This window comes from Pantoea sp. EKM20T (assembly GCF_011800485.1).
Classification (GTDB): Bacteria; Pseudomonadota; Gammaproteobacteria; order Enterobacterales; family Enterobacteriaceae; genus Pantoea; species Pantoea agglomerans.
This window is the reverse complement of sequence record NZ_JAALFW010000003.1, coordinates 381,979-406,964: the sequence shown is the minus strand read 5'-3', so window position 1 is coordinate 406,964 and position 24,986 is coordinate 381,979. Positions and strand designations below refer to the sequence as shown.

Genomic DNA, 24,986 nt, shown 5'->3' with positions numbered 1-24,986 from the left:
ATCACAGATATCGGTGAGTTCTGCGGCAAAAACGTCAATATGTTGTAGATTTAAAGGAGTGAAGTGGTAATAAAGGGGTTAAATCATGGCAAATGGATGGGCGTCAGAAGGCGCAGTACAGGAACAGATCGATAGCACCGTCAATGACGGCATTGAGCGGGTAAGACAGTCGATCGGACAGGGCGAAAGCGCCACCGAATGTGAGCTCTGCGGCGAGCCGATTCCCGAAGCGCGTCGTCAGGCGCTTAAAGGCGTGCACTATTGTGTGGCGTGTCAGGAAAAAATCGACAAGCAGCAGCAGACCAGCAGTTTATATAACCGTCGGGGCAGTAAAGACAGTCAATTGCGCTGACCTTCAGGAGCCTGGCATCGCCAGGCCACTGCCAATAAACCACGCCAGAAAGCCCACGCCCGCCACAATGATGGCGATCGGAAACAGAATTCCAATTCTCATAATTTACCTGCTGCAAACAGCGATTTCAGGGGCTGCGATCTTATCATGAGATCTGCAATACGGCGCGGTGGGTTTTCAGCAGAGTGAACAGCTGGAACTGCGTTGCATCATTTTCCTCCCGCAACACCTCACCTTTTTTATAGAGAATATGGTGAACATGTCCGAGCTGACGCCAGACCACTATCGCTGAGGCGATCAGGGCGCAATGCTGATCCGCCTGCACACACTCAAGGGTGGCATAGTGGGTTTCATCCAGGCCATTCACAAACACCTTTATCGCATCTGCAGGTAATATCGCGCGCAGATCATCCAGCATGACCTGGCTGACTGACTGCGAAAGAAACAGCGTTAACCACTTTGTCGTCATCCCATTCCCTGATCCGATCAATTTTCCCCAGTTTATACGACCTTGCCCGCGTTAATGAAAGGCTTCTTTGCACATTTGCCAACCTTCCCTTGTGAATGGCAGTCAGATCAGAATTGTGCTGCGCCACACAGCAAAAATGAAAAAAACATTGAATAATAAGTTACTTACTTAACTAATCGTCCGGTTTTCTGACAACGGTAAAATTGTGATCCCTGATGGGCACAACGGGTAAATATTGCCACTTCACTGTGGCTTCCGGCATTTATCCAAAGGCTGAGGAATTCCTGCTGAACGTAGACTGCCTGCTGAGCGGAAGCAGACAGGTTTCCGACAGGCCTCAACCTAACCGGGGAATAACAATGAACAGTGCCATTATTGCGGGTATCTTCTGGCATTTTGTCGGAGCTGCCAGCGCCGCGTGTTTCTACGCGCCTTTTAAACAGGTGAAAAGATGGTCATGGGAAACCATGTGGTCGATCGGTGGCCTGATGTCGTGGCTGATCCTGCCGTGGGCGGTAAGTGCCATTTTACTGCCAGATTTTATGGCCTATTACAGCAGCTTCTCGCTTTCGCAACTGACGCCGGTATTTCTGTTTGGCGCGATGTGGGGCATAGGCAATATCAACTACGGCCTGACCATGCGTTATCTCGGCATGTCGATGGGAATCGGTATCGCGATTGGCATTACCCTGGTGGTCGGCACGCTGATGACACCGCTTCTGCAGGGGCGCTTTGGTGAGCTCTTCGCGTCGGCGGGTGGCCGGTTAACCTTGCTGGGCGTACTGGTGGCACTGATTGGCGTCGGGATTGTGTCGCGTGCCGGGCTGTTAAAGGAGCGGGCGCTGGGGATTAACGCAGAAGAGTTTAATCTCAGAAAAGGACTGGTGCTGGCGGTGATGTGCGGCATCTTCTCGGCGGGTATGTCCTTTGCCATGGATGCGGCTAAACCCATGCATCAGGCCGCCGCTAATCTGGGCATCGATCCGCTGTATGTAGCTCTGCCCAGCTACGTAATCATTATGGGCGGCGGCGCTCTGGTTAATCTGGCCTTCTGTTTCTGGCGGCTGGCCACCCGGCCAGAGCTGTCGGTGCGTAAAGACTTCTCGGTCGGGAAGTCGCTGCTGATTACCAATACCGCTTTTGCGGTGCTCGGCGGCACCATGTGGTATCTGCAGTTCTTCTTCTATGCCTGGGGCCATGCCAGAATCCCGGCGCAGTATGACTATGTCAGCTGGATGCTGCACATGAGTCTATACGTCCTGTGTGGTGGTCTGGTGGGGCTGCTGATGAAGGAGTGGAAGTCTGCGGGACGCCGCCCGGTAAGCGTGTTATCAATCGGCTGTGTGGTGATTATCATTGCCGCTAATATTGTGGGACTTGGCATGGCGGCCTGATCGCGAATAGTGACTCTGTCTTTATGCAGGCGGGGCCTGCCAGACTGATGGCTCACTCCGTCGGGGTTTTACTTACAACAACACATTAGTTTAATTTGCAGGCACTGTTTCCCGGCAATGTGGAACAGCTTTTCTCTGTTACCTCAACGGGCCTGCTATGCAGGCCCGTTTTATTAAGACTCGGCACTTTTCAGTGCTGGCGTGGCGCGATAAATTGCTGTCGCCAGGCGCTGGGAGGTAAACCGGTGTCACGGGTGAAAACCACCGAAAAATAGTTACTGTCATCAAAGCCGCAGCGGGCGGCAACCTCACTAATCAGACAATCCTGGGTGCGCAGCAGATATTTTGCCTGACAGAGCTGCAGCTGACGCAGGTAATGACCGATGGTCATCCCGGTCTGCTGACGGAAAAGCTGCCTCAGCGCCCGTTCGCTGAGCTGGTTCTGCTGACAAAACTCCGCGAGATCAAAGGGGCGGGCAATCGCACCCTGTAACGCTGACATCAGCAGATCGAGCTGTTCCCCCTCCGGCAACGCCCAGGGGCGGTCGGCCGCGTAGCCGTGGCGGCGCAGAATCAGCGCCAGCTGTAAAAACAGCGCCTCCGAGAGCTGAACTGAAAGGGGGTCGCTTTTGCGGCTTTCACGCTCCAGCTGGCTGATCACTCCCCGGGCCAGCGCCATCCCTCGCGTGGTCAGCCGCCAGCCTCCTGGCGCATCCGGTCCCTGTTGCGGCAGCAGCTGATTCCAGTCAAGGGCAAGACCAAAGCGATCCCGACAGTAGAGGATGTTATCCAGCACCAGATCGTTAACGCTGTCGTAGCTGTGGCAGTCACTGTCGCGGATATAAAAAACGTCGCCACAGGTAATCAGCCAGGGCCGATCGTTGAGGACGTGCAGGCCATTGCCGCGCCAGACAATCACGATTTCACTGAACTCGTGTCGATGCGGCGGGAAAGAGGGTTGTGGCATCCTTTCGGCGACCGCCACCGGTAGAGTAGTGGCGGGAAAATAGTCATCCCGACTGAGTATCAATGCCATGATTGGCTCCTTTACATCATCTGCTGGCGCTCCGCTCGCGGTGCGCAGCCAAATTCGCGCCTGAACAGGGTTGAGAAATGGTTGCTGTCCCCAAATCCACACTGGAAGGCGATATCGGTAATTCGCATATCACTGTGACGCAGAAGATGACGGGCCTGCAACAGCCGCACACGGTTCAGGTAGCGCTGCGGCGTGCTGCCGGTTTGCTGCTTCATTTGCCGATGCAGGGTACGCAGCGACAGGGAGAAGCGATCCGCCAGTTCATCCCAGATAATCTCATCACTGTAATGCTCACCCAGCCAGTCGAGCAGACGATGCAGCCGCGCCTCCTGATCCTGACTCTGTCCATCAATGCACGCCTCACGCAACAGCACCAGCAACTGTAAAAAGAGCTGTTCCTGACGCGCCTGTTTTTCCATCGACCAGGTATCATCCGGCTGCATCTGCGCCGCCACACTCAGCGCCTGCGTCATCACCTTTTGATTTATGCGCCAGTGGGAAGCATATTGCCCGTCCTGATCGCAGGGCAGTAAAGCCTGTAACCCGGAGAGAAAGCGAAACGCGCCGGGGCTGCGATAAAGCACGTTGGTCAGACAAAGGTTGTCGGTCTGCTCATAAAGATGACGATCGTGATCGCGCACAAAGCAGACGCAACCGGCGCACAGCGTTTGTGGCTGACCATTAAACACATGAATGCCAGAGCCTTGCTCAACCAGCACAATTTCATGGAAATCATGATGATGTTCCGGGAAGGCGGCCTGGGGTACGCGGGGTTCAATCGCAATGGCGTAATCGCCTTCGGGGAAAAAATCCGCACTGTGCAATATGGTCATGGTCATCTCTCGCTGCTTAACAAAACCGTAACGCAGTCTAATCAGCACGCTCTAACCTTACCTTGAATTTTCAGCCTGACTCAGCAGGAATCATGCTGATTTTTCAAGAAATCCTCAGCAGTTAACAGATTTGCGGCAGGGGTCACATCCTCCTGCCTTTCGCCTCTGTGATCTCTCTCACGAAGTTCTTTGCAAGTCTGCCAGGGCTTATCAGCCGCTGGCACTCCGGGGAAGGTCTTTAACCGGCCAGGTTTTTACTCTGTGACCACTCAATCACAGGGAAAAGTCGCCATGACCAGGAGAAACATTGTTGCTATTGATCTCGGAGCATCCAGCGGGCGCGTCATGCTCGCAAGCTGGGATGCTGCGCAGCGCCAGCTGGCGCTTCGTGAGGTCCGGCGCTTTAAAAATAAGCGCCAGCGTCGTGCCGGTTATGACTGCTGGGATCTGACGATGCTTGAGCAGGAGATACGCGCCGGGCTGGCTCAGTTAGATGAAGAGAAGATCGTGCCAGACAGTATCGGTATCGACACCTGGGGCGTTGATATGGTGCTGCTGGATGCAGAGGGCGAGCCGGTGGGTGAGGCGGTCAGCTACCGCGATGCGCGCACCCACGGCCTGATGGAGCAGGCGCAGCACGAACTGAGCCGCAGTGCCATCTACGCCCGAACCGGCATTCAGTTCCTGCCATTCAATACGCTCTATCAGATGCGCGCCCTGCATCAGCAGCAGCCCGACTGGCAGGCCCGCGTGGCGCATGCACTGATGATGCCGGACTACCTGCATTATCGGCTGACCGGCAATCTCAACTGGGAATACACCAACGCCACCACCACGCAAATGCTCAATATTCACAGCGGCGAATGGGATCGTGATCTGCTCGCCTGGGCGGGCGTTGCTCCTGAATGGTTCGGTCAGCCGCAGGCACCGGGTAACACCGTCGGCCACTGGGTCAATAGCACGGGTGTGCCGGTCCCGGTGATTGCCGTCGCCACCCACGACACCGCCAGCGCGGTTCTGGCAACGCCGCTGATGCAGGACGATGCGGCCTATCTCAGTTCCGGAACCTGGTCGCTGATGGGCTTTGAAAGTTTGCAGCCTTATGCCTGCAATGCCGCGTTACGCGCCAATATCACCAATGAGGGCGGCGCAGAAGGCTACCGCGTACTGAAAAACATCATGGGCTTATGGCTGTTGCAGCGCATCTGCGGCGAACTGCAGATTGACGATCTCAGCGCACTGATTGATCAGACGGCCCGCCAGCCCGCCTGTGTTTCACTGATTAGTCCCAACGATGCGCGCTTCATCAATCCCGACAGCATGGTTAACGAGATTCAGAACGCCTGCGCAGAGCAGGGAATGCCGGTGCCACAATCTGCCGCCGCGCTGGCCCGCTGCATATTTGACAGCCTGGCACTGCTCTATCGCGAGGTGATCCAGGAGCTGGCAGAGCTGCGAGGCAAACCTTTCAGCCAGCTTCACGTGGTAGGGGGCGGCAGTCAGAACCGTTTTCTTAACCAGCTCTGTGCCGATGCCTGCCAGATTCCGGTGCTGGCAGGTCCGGTTGAAGCCTCCACGCTGGGTAACGTTGGTTGCCAGCTGATTGCACTTGGCGAACTGATCGATGTGGCTGATTTCCGCTGCAGCGTCATCAACAACTTCCCACTGGAAAAATTCGAACCGCAAACTCACAGCGTCTTCAGTGCCAGTCAGGCACGCTTCGCGACGCTGAGTCAACCCGCTAAGGAACCCGCTTATGACTAAGCAGATTGAACAGGCTTTTGAACTGGCTAAACAACGCTACGCTGACAATGGAGTTGATGTTGAACAGGCCATTCGCCAGCTGGACGGCATTCCTGTCTCGATGCACTGCTGGCAGGGGGACGATGTCCGGGGCTTTGAGAACCCACAGGGCGCATTGACTGGCGGCATCCAGGCGACCGGCAACTATCCGGGGCGGGCACGCAATGCCAGTGAATTACGCAGCGATATCGACAAGGCGATGTCTCTGATCCCAGGCGCAAAACGTCTGAACCTGCACGCTATCTATCTGGAAAGTGACAAGCCAGTCGATCGGGATGCGATTGAACCTGCCCATTTCGCCAACTGGGTCGCCTGGGCGAAAGAGCACAACTTAGGGCTGGATTTTAACCCCAGCTGCTTCTCGCATCCGATGAGTGCCGACGGTTTTACGCTGTCGCACAGTGATAAAACCGTGCGTCAGTTCTGGATCGATCACTGCAAAGCGAGTCGCCGCATCTCCGCTTCGTTTGGTGAGCAGCTTGGCACGCCGTCAGTGATGAATATCTGGGTGCCGGACGGCATGAAAGATATTACCGTGGATCGCCTGGCCCCGCGTCAGCGTCTGATGAGCGCACTGGATGAGGTCATCTCAGAAAAACTGAACCCGCAGCACCATATTGACGCGGTTGAGAGCAAGCTGTTTGGCATTGGCGCAGAGAGCTACACCGTGGGCTCCAATGAGTTTTATCTCGGTTACGCCGCCAGTCGCCAGACAGCACTATGCCTGGATGCAGGACATTTCCATCCCACCGAAGTGATCTCCGATAAAATTTCCGCCGCGATGCTCTATGTGCCGCGTCTGCTGCTGCACGTCAGCCGCCCGGTGCGCTGGGACAGCGACCATGTGGTGCTGCTGGATGATGAAACTCAGGCGATCGCCAGTGAGATCGTCCGCCATCAGCTGTTCGACAAAGTGCATATCGGACTCGATTTCTTCGACGCCTCTATCAACCGGATTGCCGCCTGGGTTATCGGCACCCGTAACACCAAAAAAGCGCTGCTGCGTGCCCTGCTGGAGCCAACCGATCGTCTGCGCCAGGCCGAGAACGAGGGCGATTACACCGCGCGGCTGACGCTGCTGGAAGAGCAAAAATCATTGCCATGGCAGGCGGTATGGGAAGCCTGGTGCCTGCGCCATGACGTCCCGGCTGATGCCAGCTGGTTAGGCGACGTCCGCCATTATGAACAACAGATTTTGAGCCAACGTTAAGGATTTCACTATGCAAAGCATTCTTTCTTCCGGGTTTGTTAAGGGAATGGTCAAAGCAACCAGCGATATGTGGCTGAAGGGCTGGGACGAACGTAACGGCGGCAACGTCAGCCTGCGTCTGCGGGAAGAGGAGGTTAAACCTTTTGCCGCTGATTTCTGCCTGCAACCGCGCTGTATTGAGCTGACACAACCCGCGCCGGCGCTGGCGAACGACTGGTTTCTGGTGACCGGGTCAGGAAAATTCATGCGTAATGTCCAGCTTGATCCGGCGGATTGTCTGGCACTGCTGCAGGTCGATGACAAAGGGCTCTCTTATAAAATTCACTGGGGCCTGTCGAATGGCGGTTTGCCGACCTCTGAACTGGCGTCACACTTTCAGTCTCATGCGGTGCGTAAAGCGGTCAGCAAGGGTGCAGACCGGGTGATCATGCACTGTCACGCCACCAACTTTATGGCCTTAAGCTATGTGGTTGAGATGGATTCCGCCCGCTTTACCCGTCTGCTGTGGGAAGGGAGTACCGAATGTCTGGTGGTGTTCCCGGACGGTGTGGGTGTTTTACCCTGGATGGTACCCGGCACCGATGAAATCGGCACCGCGACAGCCGGGCAGATGCAGTCACATACCCTGGTGATGTGGCCATTCCACGGTGTCTTTGGCACGGGCCCGACACTCGATGAGACTTTTGGTCTGATTGATACGGCGGAGAAATCGTCAGAAGTGATCGTCAAAGTGCTGTCGATGGGCGGTATTCGTCAGAGTATCACCACAGAACAGCTGGTTGCATTGGGTGAGCGCTTTGGTGTGAAGCCGTGGCAACCGGCGCTGGATGCAGGGCCTGCTAATGCTGCGTAAAGCCTTTGTGATGCAGGTGAATCCTTATTGCCATGCAGAGTATGAGCGTCGGCACTCACCGATCTGGCCAGAACTGGCCGAAACCCTGAAAGCGCACGGCGCGCACAACTATGCCATCTGGCTGGACGCCGAGCGGCATCTGCTGTTCGCCAGTGTTGAGATTGAATCTGAGGAGCGCTGGAACGCGGTGGCAGAAACGGAGGTCTGTCAGCGCTGGTGGGCATCAATGAAAGATCTGATGCCGTCGAATGCAGATAACAGCCCGATCAGTGAGCCGTTAAAACCGGTTTTCTTTCTGGAATAAAATCGGGAATAAAAGATGAAAAGGGCGGCATCGCCGCCCTGATATTTTTAACGCTTAGCCTGACACAGGCCGGTGAGTGTCGGCCACATCGCCATCAGCGTATCAATAATGCTCTCCAGATCGTCACGCTCAACGCCTTCACGCGCCCGCACCGACATGCCCTGCAGCATACAACTCAGATAACGTGACAGCGCGGAAATGTTTACTGACGCACTCAGTTCACCACGCTGCTGACGCACCAGCAGAAAATCTTTTAACACATGCTCCTGCGACTGATGCTGCTGTTGCAGCATGGTGGCAATCTCTGCTGAAGCCGCCGACAGGGCGGTTGAGGTGCAGATAAAGAAACAGCCGCCGGGAGAGTCGCGTTCGGTAAAACAGGCCGCGGTGGCGCGGAAATAGGCTTCAATAGCCCGATCCACCGGTAACTGGTCATCGCCCAATGCCGCTTCACGCCATGCACTGAACTTCTCCACGTAGCGCTCCATCGCCGCGCGAAACAGTCCCTCTTTATTAACAAACTCGGCGTAGAGGGTTGGCGCTTTCGCGCCGGTTGCGGCCACCAGATCGGCCAGAGAAGTTCCCTCGTAACCGTGCGTCCAGAACAGGGTCAGAGCTTTATCGAGCGCTGCTTCGCGATCGAACACTTTTGGTCGGCCGCGGCATTTCTTTACATCGCAATCCTGAACCTGACTCATACACCCTCACTGACAGTAAAACACCCTATTAAATTACCGATCATTATAAAAATGTGCAAGGCCTGGCGTGGATGCCGCCGACAGGGGTTGCCATTTTGTGCGCCAGCGCATTATTACAGCCCCTTAGGTTAAGTCAGAAAAGAGGCTGAAGCCCATAATCACGCCACTTCGCGAATAAAATAACGCTCATTAAATAAATGTTGACGACAAACCGTATCGGGGTCTATCATTTGTTTAACGGTCATTAATTAAATAGTGACAACCCATTCAGACCAACCGAATTTCAATATTGAATAGAGAGATTATTATGAAAAACATCAAAACCACCCTGGCAGCACTGGCACTGACGACTCTGACTTTTGGCGCATCTGCCGCTGACCTGGTGACCAGCGAACCTGTTAATCAGCAGCCAGTTGGCACCATTTCTGTACTGGGCGGCACCAATCTGTCTTCTGTTGAAGCGCAGTTGAGTGCTAAAGCGGATGAAGCGGGTGCGAAATCGTTCCGCATCACCTCAACCAGCGGCCAGAACAAACTGCACGGCACGGCTGTGATTTATCAGTAATTTTGATTTCAACAGAATAAGTGAGAAGGGGTTCGTTATGAAAAATATCAATATGATGGTCGTGGCGGCGGTGCTAAGCGGTCTGTCATTTGCCAGCGTAGCGGCCCAGCAGGTCAGCAGCACACCGCTGGATCAGCAAAAAATCGGTGTCATCAGCGCAACGGGCAGTACTAATCTGCTCTCGCTGGAGCAGCAACTGTCAGAAAAGGCCAGCGATGCAGGGGCAAAGTCTTTCCGCATCACTTCGACCTCTGGCAGCAACAACCTGCATGGCACAGCCGTTCTTTATAGATAAAGTGATCGGTAAATAACCCTGAACAGGCTTCAGATAACCCGCTTATCTGAAGCCTTTTTTATTATCCGTTACTGCGTAACTGTGGATAACGACGGAAGATATAAACACACCAGAGTAACGCCACCAGGCCAATCATCCCGCCGACATTGCCAACTTCCGCCATGCTCAGATGCAGGCTGACCTGATTACCCAGCAGCGCACCCGCGCCGATACCGATATTGTAGATACCGGACATCAGCGACATCGCCACATCCGTGGCATCCGGTGCCAGCGACAGCACTCGCACCTGCATACCCAGTCCGATCATCATCATCGCCATTCCCCAGACAACGCATAGCGTTGAGATAGCCGCAGGGCGAACGGCAGCAAAAATCAGCAGGCCCATGCACAGGGTGATCAGCGCGATGGCCGCAATCAGCAGTCCGGAGGGAAACTTATTACCGAGTGTGCTGAACAGTACGCTACCCACAATGCCCGCAGAGCCAAACAGCAGCAGTAGCAGGGTAGTGAAGTTGCCACTGGAATGGGCCACGGTTTGCATAAAGGGCTCGATATAGCTGTAAGCGGTGTAATGCGCGGTAACGACCAGCGTCACCAGCAGATACATGCTGACCAGCGCCGGACGGCGAAACAGCATCGGCACACTGCTCAGCGAGCCGGTATGTTCACTCGGCAGACGCGGCAGGATGCGCACCAGCATAATCATCAGCACCAGTGCCGAAAGGCCAATCGCGCCGAAGGTCGTACGCCAGCCAAGATACTGACCGACCACGCGGCCAATCGGCACGCCCAGCACCATCGCCAGCGCGGTACCGGTTGCCAGCATACTTAGCGCCTGAGTTTTCTTACCGGCCGGAGCGACGCGAATAGCCAGCGAGGCGGTGATCGACCAGAACACCGCGTGAGACAGGGCGATACCCACGCGTGACACCATCAGCGACCGGAAATCCCAGGCAACGGTAGAAAGTACGTGGCTGACGATAAAGATCAGGAACAACACACCCAGCAGCAGTCGTCGCTCAATATTGCGGGTCAGCAGCATCAGCGGCAGTGAGAGCAGTGCGACCACCCAGGCATAGATGGTCAGCATGATCCCGACGTCAGCCGTCTGCATTGAAAAGTCAGCAGCGATGTCAGATAACAGGCCAACCGGCACAAATTCGGTGGTATTAAATACAAAGGCGGCGATGGCCAGCAATACCACGCGTAGCCAGGCAGTTTTACGTGAAACAGTAGTTGGTTGCATGAGGAGTCAAGTCAGTCAGTACAGCGAATCGGATGCGGCAGAAACATCCAGCGAAAGTGACCTGCGTCACAAATTACTGACCATTGTAGTGAATAAAGCGGGAAGAGAAACCTTATAAACGCCTTTTAATGCTGAAATTTTTTTATCGCCCCATCACAGGGCGATAGCCTGAGGTTATTGACCGCGACGCCGGGCGGGCATCATTCGCAGCAGAGTATTGTCTTTAAGCAGATAGTGATGGAACAGTGCGGCAGCAGCATGCAGTCCGATCAGCCAGTAACCCAGCGGTGCCAGGGTTTCATGCCAGCCAATCAGCATATCCGCCATATCAAAGTCAGGTTCAGGCGCGACCGGCATGCTGATGCCAAACAGCCACCATTCCCGACCTTTAAGATAACGCGATGTCAGGCCGAGGATCGGCAGAGTGATAAACAGGGCATAGAGCAGGGTATGAGTCAGATGTGCCAGCCCGGTTTGCCAGCGCGGCGGAGCGGGAGTAATGGGCGGTGTGCGATGCCGGGTGCGTAAAAAGAGGCGGGCAAGCATCAATACCAGGATGGTCGCGCCGGCGCTGAAATGGGTAATGATCATGGCATAACCCTGCCAGGATCCGCGCTGTGCAAAACCGCGCAGTTCAATGGTGGCGTAGGCCGTCACCACCAGTAAAAAGGTGAGCCAGTGAAGGGCTATCTGAGCGCGCGCAAACTTATCCCGCATTGTGCATTCCATTAAAGAGAATCAGGAAGATTAACATAACGGAAAACAGCGGTAATTCTTAACAAATTAGCGCAGCGGGAAAAATTTTTTCCACCTTACCAGGTGGATCAGATTAACGCGAAGACGGGGTGTGCTTCAGGGCCACGCTGAGCTGGGTGGCCTGCTGGTCAACATTTTTGAGTGGACAACAGTTTTCACAGCCGATTGCGCCAGCATAATATTTTTTAGCCTGCAGGATGGCGGCATTCACATGGTAAAAACTGCCCAGAAACATACGGTTATCGATGTCGGGAAGATGGGTGCAGCCTGCGGCATGAACCACATGATTATTGTTATATCCTGATTGTTTATTGACGTAGTAGTAGAGAGCCACAGGCGTTCCTTGTTGCCGTGTTAAAAGGCAAAGCAGATGAATTATTACAATAAAAACGATTATAGCGGGAAACCTGCATTTTGTTTGCTGTGGCTCTGAATAGCGCGTTTATTGTGATAAACCGCCAGGCCCGCAGGAGAAGCCAGGCCTGGCATGAGAAGACATTCTCAGAGTTTTTTACTGTGCAGACGCCAGGCAACCAGTAACGCCAGGATCAGCAGGACGCTGATAAACAGCGTAATCCCGCTCCAGCCAAAGTTATGCCAGAACACGCCACCCAGTGTACCCGCGACGCTGGAACCCACGTAGTAGCTGAACAGATAGAGCGAAGAGGCCTGGCCTCTTGCCCGGCGGGCCCGGGGGCCAATCCAGCCGCTGGCAACCGCATGGGCGGCAAAAAAACCGGCGGTGAACAGCATCATCCCTGGCAGGATCAGCCAGAGGGAGTTGAAGGCGGTAATCAGCAAACCCAGCAACATGATGGCTGTAGCACCCAGCATCACCGGTCCCCGACCCAACCGGTTGGTCAGCGCGCCCGCCTTAGGCGAACTCCAGGAGCCGGTGAGGTAGACCACTGATAACAGCCCGACCACAGCCTGGCTGAGATGCCAGGGCGCATCCAGTAAACGGTAGCCAATATAGTTAAACAGGGTGACAAAGGCTCCCATCAGCAGGAACCCTTCGGCAAACAGCCAGGGAAGGCCCGGATCGCGCCAGTGCAGCCGGAAGTTAATCAGCAGATTACGCGGACGCAGCGTAATGGGCCGGAAATGGCGCGACGCAGGCAGGATTTTCCAGAACATCAGCGCCGAGGCCAGCGAAAAACAGCCGATTACCGCCACGGCGAGTCGCCATGAGAAGAGGTCGGTCACTACACCGCTCAGCAGTCGACCGCTCATTCCGCCTATCGAGTTACCGCTGATATATAACCCCATGGAAAAGGCGACGACCCGTGCATCCATCTCCTCGCTGAGGTAGGTCATGCCGACCGCCGCCACGCCACTCAGTGACAATCCCATCAGCGCCCGCATGATCAGAATGCCGTGCCAGCTGGTCATGGTGGCCGAGACCAGCGTGCAGATGGCGGCCAGCATCAGGGCTGTGACCATCACCGATTTACGACCGATAGCATCAGAGAGCGGCCCGGTGACCAGCAGGCCCAGCGCCATCAGGCCGGTAGAGATGGAGAGCGACAGGCTGCTGGTTGCCGGAGAGATACCAAACTGCTGTGACAGCACCGGCAAAATCGGCTGCACACAGTAGAGCAGGGCAAAGGTCGCCAGCCCGGCGGAGAAAAGCGCCAGCGTCACGCGCATAAACTGTGGCGAATCCCGGCGGATATGACCTGAAGCGGCAACTGACTCTGGCGGCGCAGAGACCGCATTCTCATCCACTGTGACAGCCTGTGTTGAGCGACTCACACATCATCCTCAAATTTAGAAAACCTGTCGTCAGCTTAAGAAAGCGGCATTATGATGTCTAATATATTAATAATCTCAAATGAGACGTTTAAGATATGAATGTCGAACTGCGTCATCTGCGCTACTTTGTTGCGGTGGCGGAAGAGTTACATTTCGGGCGGGCGGCCCAGCGTCTGAACATTTCTCAGCCGCCGCTCAGCCAGCAGATTATTCAGCTGGAAACAGAAACGGGCGCAAGGCTGTTCAATCGCACTAACCGCAGCGTGCAGCTTACCGCTGCCGGACAGCAACTGCTGAGTGACGCCCGCGCGATTCTGTTGCAGGTCGAGCAGGCGGCCGATCGCGCCGCCCGGCTGCATCGTGGTGAAGAGGGGGAGCTGCGGATTGGCTTTACCTCCTCGGCCCCGTTTACCGCCGTGGTCTCTGACGCGCTATTTCGGTTTCGTCAGCGCTGGCCGCAGGTACATATTCAGATGCAGGAGATTAATACCCGCCAGCAGCTGGCACCGCTTCATGATGGACGGCTCGATCTTGGCGTGATGCGCAACACGCCGCTGCCTGCCGATCTGCGTCATCAACTTCTGTTGAGTGAGCCGCTTTATGCGGTGGTGCATAAGGCGCATCCGCTGGCTGACGCCGATAAAATCTCTGTCACTGCCCTGGCGGCGGAACCCTTTGTCTTCTTTGATCCTCAGGGCGGAACCGCGCTCTACAGCGATATTCTGGCGCTGCTGCACCGCTACCATATCAAGCCCTTTATTACCCAGGAAGTGGGTGAGGCGATGACCATCCTTGGGCTGGTGGCAACCGGGTTAGGCGTCTCCATTCTGCCTGCCTCATTTCGTCGGGCGCGGCTGGCCGATCTGGTCTGGTTGCCATTAACGGAAGAGGATGCCATTTCAGAGCTGTGGCTGGTCTGGTCAGCCGGACGCGAAATAAATGCGCAGATGGAAAACATGATGGCGTTGCTGCGGCGAAACCGGCCCTGATGCGCGGGCAACACCGCATCAATCTGTGCGATAAATCACATTTCTAATCAAATATTTGACGCTGTCGCCGGATCTGGCTCACCATGGCGCATGTTTATTTAGAAGCGCGAAAATAACCGGGAGCAGGGTTGTGAATCCGGACAGTCAACCTGGCCACATTGACCAGATCAAGCAGACTAATGCAGGTGTCGTATATCGATTAATTGACCGTTATGGTCCCATTTCGCGTATCGAACTTTCCCGCCGTGCTCAGCTTGCTCCGGCCAGCATTACCAAAATTGTGCGTGAAATGCTGGACGCACATTTAGTGCAGGAGACCGAGTTTCAGGATCCCGGCAGTCGTGGTCGTCCGGCGATAGGCCTGATACTGGATACCGACGCCTGGCACTATCTGGCTATTCGCCTGCATCGCGGCGCCATGACGTTTACGCTGCGCGATCTCAGCAGCAAGGAACTGGTGGAAGAGAGCCTGCCGCTGCCTGATGAGTCTGCACAGCCGTTACTTACCGCGCTGATTGAACAGGTTGATGCCTTCTTTATTCGTCATCAGAAGAAGCTGGAACGCCTGACGGCCATTGCCATTACATTGCCAGGGCTGATCAACGCCGCGTCAGGTGTGGTGCATCGGCTACCGGGTTATAAGGTGCGCGATATGCCGCTGGGCGATGCGCTGGCGGCACGAACCGGCTTACCGGTGTTTGTGCAGCACGATATTTCAGCCTGGACGCTGGCGGAGTCGCTGTTTGGTGCCTCACGTGGGGCGCAGGATGTGATTCAGATTGTGATTGATGAAACCGTGGGAGCCGGGGTGATCAGTGGCGGTCAGCTGTTGCATAAAAGTGGCAGGGCGCTGGTCGAGATCGGGCATACTCAGATCGACCCGTATGGTCAGCAGTGCTACTGCGGTAATCATGGCTGTCTGGAGACCGTGGCCAGCACCGGCAGTCTGCTGGCGCTGGCGGCGCAGCGTCTGCCTGCCCAGCCCGACAGCCTGCTCAATAACCAGCCGCTGACACTGGAGTCACTGTGCGCAGCGGCGCAGTCTGGCGACCGTCTGGCGCGCGACACCATCGCCAGCGTGGGTCACCATGTTGGCCGGATTCTGGCGATGATGGTCAACATCTTCAATCCTCAACATATTCTTATCGGTTCCCCCCTGAATGCCGCCGCGGATGTGCTGTTTCCGGCCGTGAGCAACACCATTCTGCAGCAATCACTCCCGGCCTACAGCGCGAGTATCCAGCTGGCACCTACCGAATTTAGCGAGCCGGGAACGTTAGGCGGCGCAGCCCTGATCAAAGACGCGCTCTATAACGGACACCTGTTAGTGAAACTGTTGCAAGGTTAAGCGGGCCTAATCTTGCGCTAACGCAATCTGTTCTCATCCTCCATTCCTTAAAATGCCGGTTCGCAGCAAGGTTAATCACCGATTAACCACAAAGGTTCGAGAGGAGAAGTTGAGTGAACAGACTATTTGTTACCGGCACTGACACCGCAGTGGGCAAAACGGTGGTGTCACGCGCCCTGTTACAAAGTTTTATCCAGGCCAGGCTCAGTGCCGTCGGGTACAAGCCCGTCGCGCGCTGCGCGGTCAAAACCGCTGACGGCCTGCGTAACAAAGATGCACAGGTTCTGCAAAGCGCTTCATCCATCGATTTACCCTATCCGGCGATCAATCCGCTGGCCTTTCAGGAAGAGGAGATCTGCACCCATCCGAGCCAGATCATTGATTACGCATTGCTGACACAGGGCTTAAGCAGCCTGACGCAGCAGGCCGATCGCGTGGTCGTGGAGGGCACTGGCGGCTGGCGCAGCCTGATGAACGACGGACGTCCGCTCTCCTGCTGGGTCGTTGAGCAGCAGCTGCCGGTGGTGCTGGTGGTCGGCATCCAGTCGGGCTGTATCAGTCACGCCCTGTTAACAGCAGAAGCGATAGCGCAGGATGGACTGCCACTGGTGGGCTGGGTGGCCAATCGCATCAATCCGGGACTGGCGCAGTACAGCGATATTATTGAGATTCTGCGTGAAAAAATTAGTGCGCCGCTGCTGGGCGAGCTGCCTTATCTGCCGCGTGCAGAACAGCGCGATTTGACGCCTTACATCGATATTTCTCTGCTGGAGCAGAACAATCTGCACGCTGTGAGTGCAAAGATCGCCTGATTATGAAACAAAATAAGTCATCTGAGTCGGCAATGAGCCTAAAGTTTCAGGCTTGTTGTCGGCTGTCTTTAACTATTTCCATTTAGAATTGAAAGACCTGGCTCGGATATTGCGAAATCGTGGCGTCATGGCGCAGAAAATGCATTAACTCCGCTTATCACACTGAGCTGGAGCCCCATCATGTCGCACTCGCACGAGAAAGGTTTGTTATATGGGCTTGAAGCCCGCATCGGCCCCGCCCCGGCGTTTTTCGCCGCACTGCAACATCTGCTGGCCAGCGTGGTGGGAATCATCACGCCGCCGCTGATTATTGGCTCCGTTCTGGGGTTGCAGGCCTATATTCCTTATCTGATCAGCATGTCATTGTTCGTTTCCGGCTTAGGCACGTTTATGCAGGCCAGACGCTTTTATGGCATCGGGGCGGGCATGATCTGTCTGCAGGGCACCAGCTTCGCGTTTCTGGGGGTGATCCTCTCGGGTGGTCTGATGGTGAAAGGGCGCGGTGGTTCGCCGGAAGAGATTATGGCGATGCTGTTTGGCTGTAACCTGGTGGCGGCGTTGATTCCGATTCTGATCAGCCGCTGCGTTGGCTCGCTGCGCAAAGTTCTGACGCCGGTGGTGACCGGCACGGTGATCACCCTGATTGGCATCAGCCTGATAAAAGTCAGCATTACCGACTGGGCGGGCGGGCACAACGCCACAGATTTTGGATCGCCGGGAAATCTGGCGCTGGGGGCGCTGACGTTGCTGGTGATCGTGGCGCTGAACCGCTCGCGAAATCGCTGGGCGCGGCTGGTGGCGGTGGTGGCCGGAATCGCGGTGGGATGCGTTGCCGCGGCCTTGACCGGTCATCTGCAACTTAATGTCGCGCCGGAGAGCAACTGGCTGGTGCTGCCCGCGTTCTTCCGGTTTGGTTTTGCCTTTGACTGGACCATTTTCCTGCCGATCGCGCTGGTGTCAGTGATCGCGGTAATTGAAGCCGTCGGTGACCTTACCGCTAACTGCCTGATTTCACAGCAGCCGATCACCGGCAAACCTTTTCAGCAGCGGTTGCAGGGTGGCATTGTCGCCGACGGCCTGAGCTGTGTGCTGGCAGCGGTCTTCTCCGCCTTTCCCAACACCACGTTTGCGCAGAACAATGGCGTTATCCAGATGACCGGCGTCGCCAGCCGTTACGTCGGTATGCTGCTGGGAATCATGCTGGCGCTGCTGGGGCTGTTTCCCTTTATTGGCTCCCTGTTGCAGCAGATCCCGCCGCCGGTGCTGGGCGGGGCGACAATCGTGATGTTTGGCAGCGTGGTTGCTGCGGGCATCCGTGTGATGACCCAGACGCCGCTGGGTCGCCGCGAGATGCTGATTGTGGCGATCGCTTTTGGTATTGGTCTGGGCGTGGAGGCGGTGCCGGATGTGCTGAAGCAGTTCCCGCCGCTGATTAACAGTCTGTTTGGTCATGCGGTGACGACCGGCGGTATTCTGGCGATTGTTCTGAACATGGTGTTGCCAGACGAGGTGTCTGTGGTGGAAGAGGTGGAGGCGGAAACGCTGACTGAAAGCTGAATAACGCATAAGGGCTGAAGTTGTTCTGACAGATGGCTCAGAAATTTAAAGCGATGGGAGCATACGCCTGTAGCAAAGCATCGCGTGCCAGGGACAAAAGCGGCTGGGCTGTATTGAACAACGCAAAGCGTAGGCCCGGCTACGGACGCACCACTGGGATGAGGCGCGTAATAGCACGCGCTGAGCCAGCGGCGATTGGCTGCTTTTGCGTCTTTGCGGAGGGCGGGTGTTCCCTGAGCGACTGCTTTACTGACAGAGTACAGGTCCGATGCGATTGTTTGAGAATGTGGACCAACTTTGGCCAGAATGGCTTTAAGATCGAGCCTGCTCAGGGAACCGGGTCAGATCGTAAAGACGCAAAAGCCGTCGTCCCTGACTGCTCGGCCCGCGCCGTCCTGGCGCGGGACGCTTTCCTCCTCTGACCCGGTTCCCTGCGCGTTAAGCTAATGAGTTGCGGCATGATTCACTCGGAACTGGGTATCAGAGCTGTTTTAATGGGCCGGTAAGACCCATTTAGGTGACGAAATTATGGATTCAGACGACGGCGGGTACGACCGGAACTGAGGTAATCCGCAATATAATCCTGCGAAATCTCACCGCTGTAGCGACCCTCTTCATCGACAATCGGCATCCAGACCGTGTTGTGCTCATAGAGTTTTGATAGCACCACGCGCAGGTTCTCTTCCGCTTTACCGGTGACCTTAAAGGTGTGCAGTCGCTCTTCACAGCGGCCACTGACGTTACGCGCCTCGCGACGCTTCACGAAGCCCAGCGGTTTGCCATCCTCATCGACCACGGTAATCGACCGCATATCGTTCTCATCCATGGTGCCAAAGGCTTCTTCCAGCGGTGTAGAGCGGCGGACGGTGATGGTCGGCTGCTGGTCGGTCACGTCGCCCGCCTGCACCAGTAACAGGCGCTTAAGCGTACGGTCCTGACCCACAAACGAGCCGACGAACTCATTGGCAGGGGTCGCCAGCAGTTCATCCGGGCTGGCGCACTGCACGATTTTACCCTGACCAAATACCGCTATGCGATCGCCGAGCTTCAGCGCCTCGTCAATATCGTGGCTCACCAGCATCACGGTTTTTTTCAGCTGACGCTGCATGTCGAGAAACTCGTTCTGGATCACTTCGCGGTTAATCGGGTCAACGGCGCCAAACGGCTCATCCATCAGCAGCACCGGTGGATCCGCCGCCAGGGCACGAATCACCCCGATACGCTGCTGCTGACCGCCGGACATCTCACGCGGATAGCGATGCAGGAATTTGGTGGGATCCAGCGCTACCATGCTCATCAGCTCGGTAGCCCGCTCGTGGCACTGCTTTTTGTTCCAGCCCAGCATGCGTGGCACCACGGTAATGTTGTCCTCGATGGTCATGTTGGGAAACAGACCAATCTGCTGGATAACATAGCCAATGTTGCGGCGCAGGGTGGTGGTGTCCTGTGTACTGGTATTTTCACCATTAATCAGGATCCGGCCACTGGTGGCGGGAATCAGGCGGTTAATCATCTTCAGCGTGGTGGTTTTCCCGCAACCCGAGGGTCCCAGCAGCACGCACATCTCACCGGCTGGCACGTGCAGGCTGACGTTATCAACGGCTTTATTTGTCGTGCCGTTTTTCTGGGTAAAGGTTTTCGTCAGGTTTTCCAGCGTAATCATTATCGAATCCCCTTTGGAGTCAGCGCCTGCTGCAAACGGTGCAGCAGCCAGTCAAGAAAAATAGCCAGCAGACAGATCATCAATGCCCCGGCAATTAACATACGAATATCACTGCCGCTGATACCATCCAGCAGCAGCTGGCCCAGACCGCCCGCGCCAATCACGGCGGCAATCGCCATGACGCCAACGTTCATTACCACGGCGGTACGGATGCCACCGAAGATCACCGGCAGCGCCATCGGGATTTCAACCCAGCGCAGGCGCTGCCAGAACGTCATGCCGATACCACGACCCGCCTCACGCAGGCCGTCCGGCAGATTCTCCAGCGCGGTGTGGGTGTTGCGCACAATCGGCAGCAGCGAGTAGAGGAACACGGCGGTAATCGCCGGCAGCGCGCCAATGCCCTGACCGATGAGTGAAAACAGCGGGATCATCAGACCAAACAGCGCAATGGTGGGAATAGTCAGCACCACGGTGGCGATACCGAGAATCGGCGTTGCCAGCCATCTTACACGCACGATCAGAATGCCAAGCGGCACGCCAATCACAATTGCCAGTCCGACCGCGACCAGCACCAGCCAGCTGTGCTGCCAGCTCAGGGTGAGCAGGGTGCTCCAGTTATCCATGATGTAGTGAAGGGTATCCACAGTGCCTCCTTACAGCATGTTTTTGGATTTAAGGAAATCACGCGCCACGGTTTCCGGTGACTGATGATCGATATCGACCCGCTTGTTCAGCTCCGTTATCGCCTCATCGGTGATCTGCGCAGAAAGCTGATTAAGCGCGGTATCCAGGCCCGGATGACTCGCCAGCACATCCTGACGCACAACCGGCGTCACGTTGTAGCTTGGGAAGAAGTGCTTATCATCCTCCAGTACTTTCATGTCGAAGCCCTTAACCCGGCCATCGGTGGTGTAGATCAGACCGGCATCCACGAATCCGTCGCGTATCGCGTTATAGACCAGACCCGGGTCCATCTGGCGGATCTGCGGGCGATCCAGCGTCAGGTTGTAGGTTTTCTGCAGCGGCTTCATGCCGTCTGAACGACCCGAGAACTCCAGGTCCAGACCCAGTCGCCAGTTATGCTCCTGGTCGGTTTTACGCACCTGTTCAATCTTCGCAACCAGCTGCGACATGGTGCTGATGCCCTCTTTTTCGGCCCGTTCACGGGTCATGGCAAAGGCATAGGTGTTGTTCATTGGTGCCGGGTTAAGCCAGACCAGCCCCAGTCTCGCATCCAGTTTTTTCACCGTCTCATACGCCTGCTGTGAAGACATCGGCTGGTTGATATGGTTAAAGATGATCAGCGAGGTGCCGGTATATTCCCAGACCATATCAATCTGCTTATTCAGCAGCGCATTACGGCCAATGGTGGTGGCGATATTGCGTTTAGGCACCACCTCGAAGCCTTTCTTCTGCAGCCAGAGCACCGTCATTGCTGACAGGATATGCTGCTCTGTGAAACTTTTGGTCGCCATCACCAGCGGTGCAGCAGCCTGTGCCGTCTGGCTTAACAGCAGTGTCGCGGTCAGCGCGACAACGCTTTTCTTAATCCAACGCGTTAGCATTGCAAAGCTCCTTGTGGTCAGGCCGCAGCGTGCGGACTCAGAAAGCGGCCCAGCGCGGCCAGCATCATATCCAGTACCAGTGCCACCAGTGCAGTGGCGACGGCGCCGAGTATCAGCGTCGGAAAGTCATTCAGATAGATGCCCGGGAAGATCAGCTCGCCAAAGCTGCTGGCGCCAATCAGGAACGCCAGTGGGGCGGTGCCGACATTGATGGCGGTGGCGATGCGCACGCCAGAGAGGATGACCGGCAAGGCATTCGGCAGCTCTACCTGACGCAGACGCTGCCATTTGGTCATGCCGATGCCGTTGGCCGCCTCAATCAGCGACGGGGGAACTGCGCTCAGACCAGAGAAGGTGTTGCGGACGATAGGCAGCAGCGAAGCCAGAAACAGCGCAATCAGCGCCGGACGGTCGCCAATCCCGATAATAACCATCGCCAGAGCCAGTACCGCCAGCGGTGGCAGGGTGTTACCGACATTGAAAATCTGCATCACGTACTCTGCCCAGCGACGTGCAAACGGGCGACTTAGCAGGATGCCGCTGGGGATACCGACCAGCAAAGCGAACAGCATTGACCAGAAGACTAAGAAGAGGTGTTGTTGCCCGAGATAAAGCAGATCGACTTTACGTGCGACCAGCTGATCCCAGCCAAGGCCCCAGATCAGCACCGTGATCACCGCGACCACTGCAAGCAGTGCCAGACCGGCGCGTCGGGCCAGTGAAGCATTTTGCATAGGAGAATCTCCCTGATTACGATCTCAATTGTTATAACAACCATAAACAGCCCGACAGGTACGGCAAAAAATGCCGCCGCGCCCAATACCGAAACTGCGATAAAATGTAGATAAAATGACTGTTTACCCACTCTTTTTCAGTGAATACTGAATAAGATGGTGTAATGCTATAGCAGCCCTTTATTGCACAAGCCAGCTTTTAAGCCACAAATCAGAGAGATAGAAACAGGTTAAAATGGTGTTAAAGCCGCGTAGCCGCTGGGCTAATGCGACAATAAAAAATTTTCATCGACTTCTGGTGACACTGTCACAGAGGGCGCAGAAAATGCGCACGCGCGGGAAACTGCATTGTCTGTTTTTCAGCTAGCCTTGCAGATTAAAAAAGGAACCCTATGACTGAAAGCGCACAACTCCGGACCGGACATCGCCACTGGATCTTAATCGCCTGCATGCTGGCGATGTTTATGGCGGCCATTGAAGTCACTATTGTGGCCACCGCGATGCCCACCATCATTGCTGACCTCGGCGGTTTTTCGCAGTTTGGCTGGGTCTTCTCGATCTATCTGCTGACCCAGGCGGTCAGCGTGCCGCTCTATGGGCGGCTGGCGGATATGGTGGGTCGCAAAACGATGTTTTTTGTCGGCACGTCGATTTTCCTGGTGGGGTCGGTGCTGTGTGGCTTTGCCCATACCATGACCTGGCTGATCCTGTTCCGGGCGTTTCAGGGCCTGGGAGCGGGGGCGATCATGCCGCTCAGCTCCACCATCGTGGCGGATATCTATTCGCCGCGCGAACGCGCCAGCGTGCAGGGCTGGCTCTCCAGCGTCTGGGGTGTAGCGGCGATAGTGGGGCCGCTGACCGGCGCGTGGCTGGTACAGCACTTTAGCTGGTCGGTGATTTTCTGGGTCAATCTGCCCATCGGCCTGATCAGCATGCTGATGCTGTGGCGCTGGCTACCGTCGCACCAGAAGGAGGAGAAATCGCAGCCGCTGAACCTGGCGGGCAGCGGCTGGCTGATGCTCTGCGTGACGGCCTTGCTGATTGCGCTGTTGCAGGCGGAACAGCTGGGCGTCTGGCTGGTGCCGTTTCTGCTCTTCTCACTGTTCGCTGGCTGGCAGCTCAGACGCCACGAGCTGCATTCAGCGGCACCGCTGTTTCCGCTGATAATCTGGCGCAGCCGGCTTATCGTGGCGGGTAATGCGGGCAACCTCATCATCGGGGCGGCCATGATGGGCATCAGCGCCTTTCTGCCCACCTGGATTCAGGGGATCAGCGGCGGTTCACCGTTACAGGCGGGCAGTGTGCTGGCGATGATGTCGATTGGCTGGCCGCTGGCCAGCACCCTCAGCGGCAGACTGATGCTGCGCACCTCCTACCGCTTCACTGCCCAGCTTGGAGCGCTGTTGCTGGTGACCGGCAGTGCCTTGCTGCTGTTTTTACAGCCCGCAAGCTCACTCTATCAGGCGGGCGTTACGGCGTTTCTGATCGGTACCGGCATGGGGATGACCAGCACCACGTTCCTGGTTTCAGTACAAAACCAGGCGGATTACCAGATTCGCGGCATCTGTACCGCTTCAATTATGTTCAGCCGGATGATCGGGTCGGCGGTAGGGACGGCGATCATGGGCGCGGTGCTGAATCTCAATCTGCAGTGGCGTTTGCCGCAGGTCGAGGATCCGGTGCAGAAGATTATGTCCGAACCCAGCCGTCAGCAGTTACAGCCGGAAACCCTGCAGCAGATGACAGCAGCCATTGCCGCCTCACTGCACTGGGTGTTCGTGGTGGCACTGGTGATTGCGCTGTTTGCGGTGGGTGTGGCATGGATGATGCCGCGTCAGCGGCCGGAACAGGCGGACTAACAGGCAGGGCGACAGGATGTCGCCCTGATTTGAACAGAGCTACTGGGCAGATGAGTCCTGCGAACTGCCGGCACTGGCAGGTACGCTGGCTTCGTTGTCACTGCCTGAGCGCTTATAAACAATTTTTTGTGTGTCGTTCTCACAATGTCCGACGACCTGGCCACCCGCCTGATCAACCTGATCGTTGGCGACGATGTCGAGACTAAAACCCGACTCAGGCACACCGTTCTGAATAATTTTCTGGCTGATTTCGGTTTTTACCGATTCACAGGATGCCTGCGCCATCAGCGGCAGAGCAAATAACGCCGCGCTTAACAAAACCCTCTGTAGCTTCATCACGTCTTCCTTATGTTAGTCGTCGTCATTACTATAGCTCAAATTTACGGCGCTACCGGGCGACCGGAACGACGATCCAGACAACGCAGGGTGTTGGGCTCCCAGTAGGCGTTGAGATTGAGGCTCTGCTCGCACTTGTCGCGGGTATCAAACGCACGATCGGTTTTATCAAACTCTTTTTCGACGCGGGTGTTCACTTTGTTACGCAGCATGCGCGTGTCATTCCATTGCTCTTTATCCTGGCGCGCCGCTTCATTGCTCAGCGCGGAACTGCCATCTTCGATAATCAGACGATTAGTATTCGCAGTGGCAGTGAATGCCGCAGTGGAGAGGAGAACCATCAGCACGGCAGGGATCATTTTTTTCATCACACTATCCTTTAGTTAACGCAAACATCGCCATCCACGACAGCGGTTGCAGCGGGCATGCTTAGAGCCTGGCTCATCAGGGGGCATTGAGGCAGACAGTCTGGACACAGACAGCGCATTACAACCGGCGCGTACAGGGTGTACGTGAGGAGGGTGAGCACTGCCCAGGTTCAGACGGACAAA

The 24,986-nt window shown here is 55.9% G+C and carries 28 protein-coding genes; 13 read left to right on the top strand and 15 right to left on the bottom strand.

Features of this window, described 5'->3' with window-relative positions:
• Positions 1-85: 85 nt before the first annotated feature.
• The gene (locus tag HFD94_RS07885) at positions 86-352 is read left to right on the top strand and encodes a DksA/TraR family C4-type zinc finger protein (protein WP_010244737.1); all 267 of its coding nucleotides are present in this window, start codon (positions 86-88) and stop codon (positions 350-352) included.
• A gap of 3 nt (positions 353-355) precedes the next feature.
• On the opposite strand, the gene HFD94_RS07880 is transcribed toward HFD94_RS07885, so the two are convergent.
• Positions 356-454: a YoaK family small membrane protein gene (locus HFD94_RS07880; RefSeq protein WP_008925225.1), complete on the bottom strand. Its 99-nt coding sequence runs from the start codon at positions 452-454 to the stop codon at positions 356-358.
• Between the two features lie 43 nt (positions 455-497).
• The gene (locus HFD94_RS07875) at positions 498-821 is read right to left on the bottom strand and encodes a hypothetical protein (RefSeq protein WP_010244743.1); all 324 of its coding nucleotides are present in this window, start codon (positions 819-821) and stop codon (positions 498-500) included.
• A gap of 359 nt (positions 822-1,180) precedes the next feature.
• On the opposite strand from HFD94_RS07875, the gene rhaT reads away from it, so the two are divergent.
• The gene (gene rhaT / locus HFD94_RS07870) at positions 1,181-2,215 is read left to right on the top strand and encodes an L-rhamnose/proton symporter RhaT (protein WP_010670192.1); all 1,035 of its coding nucleotides are present in this window, start codon (positions 1,181-1,183) and stop codon (positions 2,213-2,215) included.
• A 190-nt stretch (positions 2,216-2,405) separates the two neighbouring features.
• Here rhaT and rhaR read toward each other — a convergent pair whose 3' ends face one another.
• Positions 2,406-3,251 carry an HTH-type transcriptional activator RhaR gene (rhaR, locus tag HFD94_RS07865; protein ID WP_122888859.1) on the bottom strand — a complete coding sequence of 282 codons (846 nt, stop codon included), beginning with the start codon at positions 3,249-3,251 and terminating at the stop codon, positions 2,406-2,408.
• Between the two features lie 11 nt (positions 3,252-3,262).
• Positions 3,263-4,084, bottom strand: coding sequence for an HTH-type transcriptional activator RhaS (gene rhaS / locus HFD94_RS07860; RefSeq protein WP_029519526.1), 822 nt, complete (start codon positions 4,082-4,084; stop codon positions 3,263-3,265).
• Between the two features lie 291 nt (positions 4,085-4,375).
• On the opposite strand from rhaS, the gene rhaB reads away from it, so the two are divergent.
• Genes rhaB through rhaM form a run of 4 tightly spaced genes read left to right on the top strand, consistent with a single transcriptional unit; the run spans position 4,376 to position 8,254 of the window.
• A complete protein-coding gene (rhaB, locus tag HFD94_RS07855) occupies positions 4,376-5,848 on the top strand; it encodes a rhamnulokinase (protein WP_122888860.1) in 1,473 nt (490 codons plus the stop codon).
• On the top strand, positions 5,841-7,097 hold the full coding sequence (locus HFD94_RS07850) for an L-rhamnose isomerase (RefSeq protein ID WP_050680446.1): 1,257 nt from the start codon (positions 5,841-5,843) through the stop codon (positions 7,095-7,097). Before rhaB ends, HFD94_RS07850 begins: the two co-directional genes overlap by 8 nt.
• A 10-nt stretch (positions 7,098-7,107) precedes the next feature.
• Positions 7,108-7,950, top strand: coding sequence for a rhamnulose-1-phosphate aldolase (gene rhaD, locus HFD94_RS07845; RefSeq protein WP_010670187.1), 843 nt, complete (start codon positions 7,108-7,110; stop codon positions 7,948-7,950).
• Positions 7,940-8,254: an L-rhamnose mutarotase gene (rhaM, locus tag HFD94_RS07840; RefSeq protein WP_010670186.1), complete on the top strand. Its 315-nt coding sequence runs from the start codon at positions 7,940-7,942 to the stop codon at positions 8,252-8,254. Before rhaD ends, rhaM begins: the two co-directional genes overlap by 11 nt.
• Positions 8,255-8,301: 47 nt before the next feature.
• On the opposite strand, the gene HFD94_RS07835 is transcribed toward rhaM, so the two are convergent.
• Positions 8,302-8,952 (bottom strand): TetR/AcrR family transcriptional regulator, encoded by a 651-nt coding sequence (locus HFD94_RS07835; protein ID WP_122888861.1) that lies wholly within the window; start codon positions 8,950-8,952, stop codon positions 8,302-8,304.
• A gap of 307 nt (positions 8,953-9,259) precedes the next feature.
• Here HFD94_RS07835 and HFD94_RS07830 point away from each other — a divergent pair, with 307 nt between their 5' ends.
• Both HFD94_RS07830 and HFD94_RS07825 read left to right on the top strand, forming a co-directional pair.
• Positions 9,260-9,517, top strand: coding sequence for a DUF1471 domain-containing protein (locus tag HFD94_RS07830; RefSeq protein WP_031592385.1), 258 nt, complete (start codon positions 9,260-9,262; stop codon positions 9,515-9,517).
• 37 nt (positions 9,518-9,554) lie between these two features.
• On the top strand, positions 9,555-9,812 hold the full coding sequence (locus tag HFD94_RS07825) for a YdgH/BhsA/McbA-like domain containing protein (RefSeq protein ID WP_033757723.1): 258 nt from the start codon (positions 9,555-9,557) through the stop codon (positions 9,810-9,812).
• Between the two features lie 61 nt (positions 9,813-9,873).
• On the opposite strand, the gene HFD94_RS07820 is transcribed toward HFD94_RS07825, so the two are convergent.
• The 4 genes from HFD94_RS07820 to HFD94_RS07805 form a co-directional block, all read right to left on the bottom strand.
• Complete coding sequence (locus HFD94_RS07820) at positions 9,874-11,058, bottom strand: sugar transporter (protein ID WP_010244774.1); 1,185 nt, start codon at positions 11,056-11,058, stop codon at positions 9,874-9,876.
• A gap of 174 nt (positions 11,059-11,232) precedes the next feature.
• Positions 11,233-11,775 carry a cytochrome b561 gene (gene cybB, locus HFD94_RS07815; protein ID WP_010244777.1) on the bottom strand — a complete coding sequence of 181 codons (543 nt, stop codon included), beginning with the start codon at positions 11,773-11,775 and terminating at the stop codon, positions 11,233-11,235.
• A 112-nt stretch (positions 11,776-11,887) separates the two neighbouring features.
• Positions 11,888-12,148 carry a hypothetical protein gene (locus HFD94_RS07810; RefSeq protein ID WP_089414168.1) on the bottom strand — a complete coding sequence of 87 codons (261 nt, stop codon included), beginning with the start codon at positions 12,146-12,148 and terminating at the stop codon, positions 11,888-11,890.
• Positions 12,149-12,315: 167 nt separating this feature from the next.
• On the bottom strand, positions 12,316-13,569 hold the full coding sequence (locus HFD94_RS07805; RefSeq protein WP_122888862.1) for an MFS transporter: 1,254 nt from the start codon (positions 13,567-13,569) through the stop codon (positions 12,316-12,318).
• A 95-nt stretch (positions 13,570-13,664) separates the two neighbouring features.
• On the opposite strand from HFD94_RS07805, the gene HFD94_RS07800 reads away from it, so the two are divergent.
• The 4 genes from HFD94_RS07800 (at position 13,665) to HFD94_RS07785 (ending at position 18,275) form a co-directional block, all read left to right on the top strand.
• Entirely contained in the window at positions 13,665-14,558 is an 894-nt protein-coding gene (locus HFD94_RS07800; RefSeq protein WP_122888863.1) for a LysR family transcriptional regulator, read from the top strand.
• Between the two features lie 130 nt (positions 14,559-14,688).
• Entirely contained in the window at positions 14,689-15,906 is a 1,218-nt protein-coding gene (locus HFD94_RS07795; protein ID WP_122888864.1) for an ROK family transcriptional regulator, read from the top strand.
• 113 nt (positions 15,907-16,019) lie between these two features.
• Positions 16,020-16,718, top strand: coding sequence for a dethiobiotin synthase (bioD, locus tag HFD94_RS07790; RefSeq protein ID WP_122888865.1), 699 nt, complete (start codon positions 16,020-16,022; stop codon positions 16,716-16,718).
• Positions 16,719-16,898: 180 nt separating this feature from the next.
• Entirely contained in the window at positions 16,899-18,275 is a 1,377-nt protein-coding gene (locus HFD94_RS07785) for a nucleobase:cation symporter-2 family protein (RefSeq protein ID WP_033787814.1), read from the top strand.
• Positions 18,276-18,801: 526 nt separating this feature from the next.
• Here HFD94_RS07785 and osmV read toward each other — a convergent pair.
• From osmV to HFD94_RS07765, 4 genes are read right to left on the bottom strand one after another with little or no spacing between them, the layout of a single operon-like run.
• Positions 18,802-19,938 carry an osmoprotectant ABC transporter ATP-binding protein OsmV gene (gene osmV / locus HFD94_RS07780; protein ID WP_167432972.1) on the bottom strand — a complete coding sequence of 379 codons (1,137 nt, stop codon included), beginning with the start codon at positions 19,936-19,938 and terminating at the stop codon, positions 18,802-18,804.
• Positions 19,938-20,585, bottom strand: a complete 648-nt coding sequence (gene osmW / locus HFD94_RS07775) for an osmoprotectant ABC transporter permease OsmW (protein WP_010244802.1) — start codon at positions 20,583-20,585, stop codon at positions 19,938-19,940. Before osmW ends, osmV begins: the two co-directional genes overlap by 1 nt.
• Positions 20,586-20,594: 9 nt before the next feature.
• Positions 20,595-21,506, bottom strand: coding sequence for a glycine betaine ABC transporter substrate-binding protein (locus tag HFD94_RS07770; protein ID WP_122888867.1), 912 nt, complete (start codon positions 21,504-21,506; stop codon positions 20,595-20,597).
• Between the two features lie 17 nt (positions 21,507-21,523).
• Positions 21,524-22,240, bottom strand: coding sequence for an ABC transporter permease (locus HFD94_RS07765; RefSeq protein WP_122888868.1), 717 nt, complete (start codon positions 22,238-22,240; stop codon positions 21,524-21,526).
• A 392-nt stretch (positions 22,241-22,632) separates the two neighbouring features.
• On the opposite strand from HFD94_RS07765, the gene HFD94_RS07760 reads away from it, so the two are divergent.
• Entirely contained in the window at positions 22,633-24,099 is a 1,467-nt protein-coding gene (locus tag HFD94_RS07760; protein ID WP_122888869.1) for an MDR family MFS transporter, read from the top strand.
• A 39-nt stretch (positions 24,100-24,138) separates the two neighbouring features.
• Here the strand turns inward: HFD94_RS07760 and HFD94_RS07755 are convergent, their stop codons facing one another.
• Entirely contained in the window at positions 24,139-24,435 is a 297-nt protein-coding gene (locus HFD94_RS07755; RefSeq protein ID WP_033771805.1) for a DUF1161 domain-containing protein, read from the bottom strand.
• A gap of 44 nt (positions 24,436-24,479) precedes the next feature.
• Positions 24,480-24,803, bottom strand: coding sequence for a DUF1283 family protein (locus tag HFD94_RS07750; protein ID WP_010244816.1), 324 nt, complete (start codon positions 24,801-24,803; stop codon positions 24,480-24,482).
• Between the last annotated feature and the right edge of the window lie 183 nt (positions 24,804-24,986).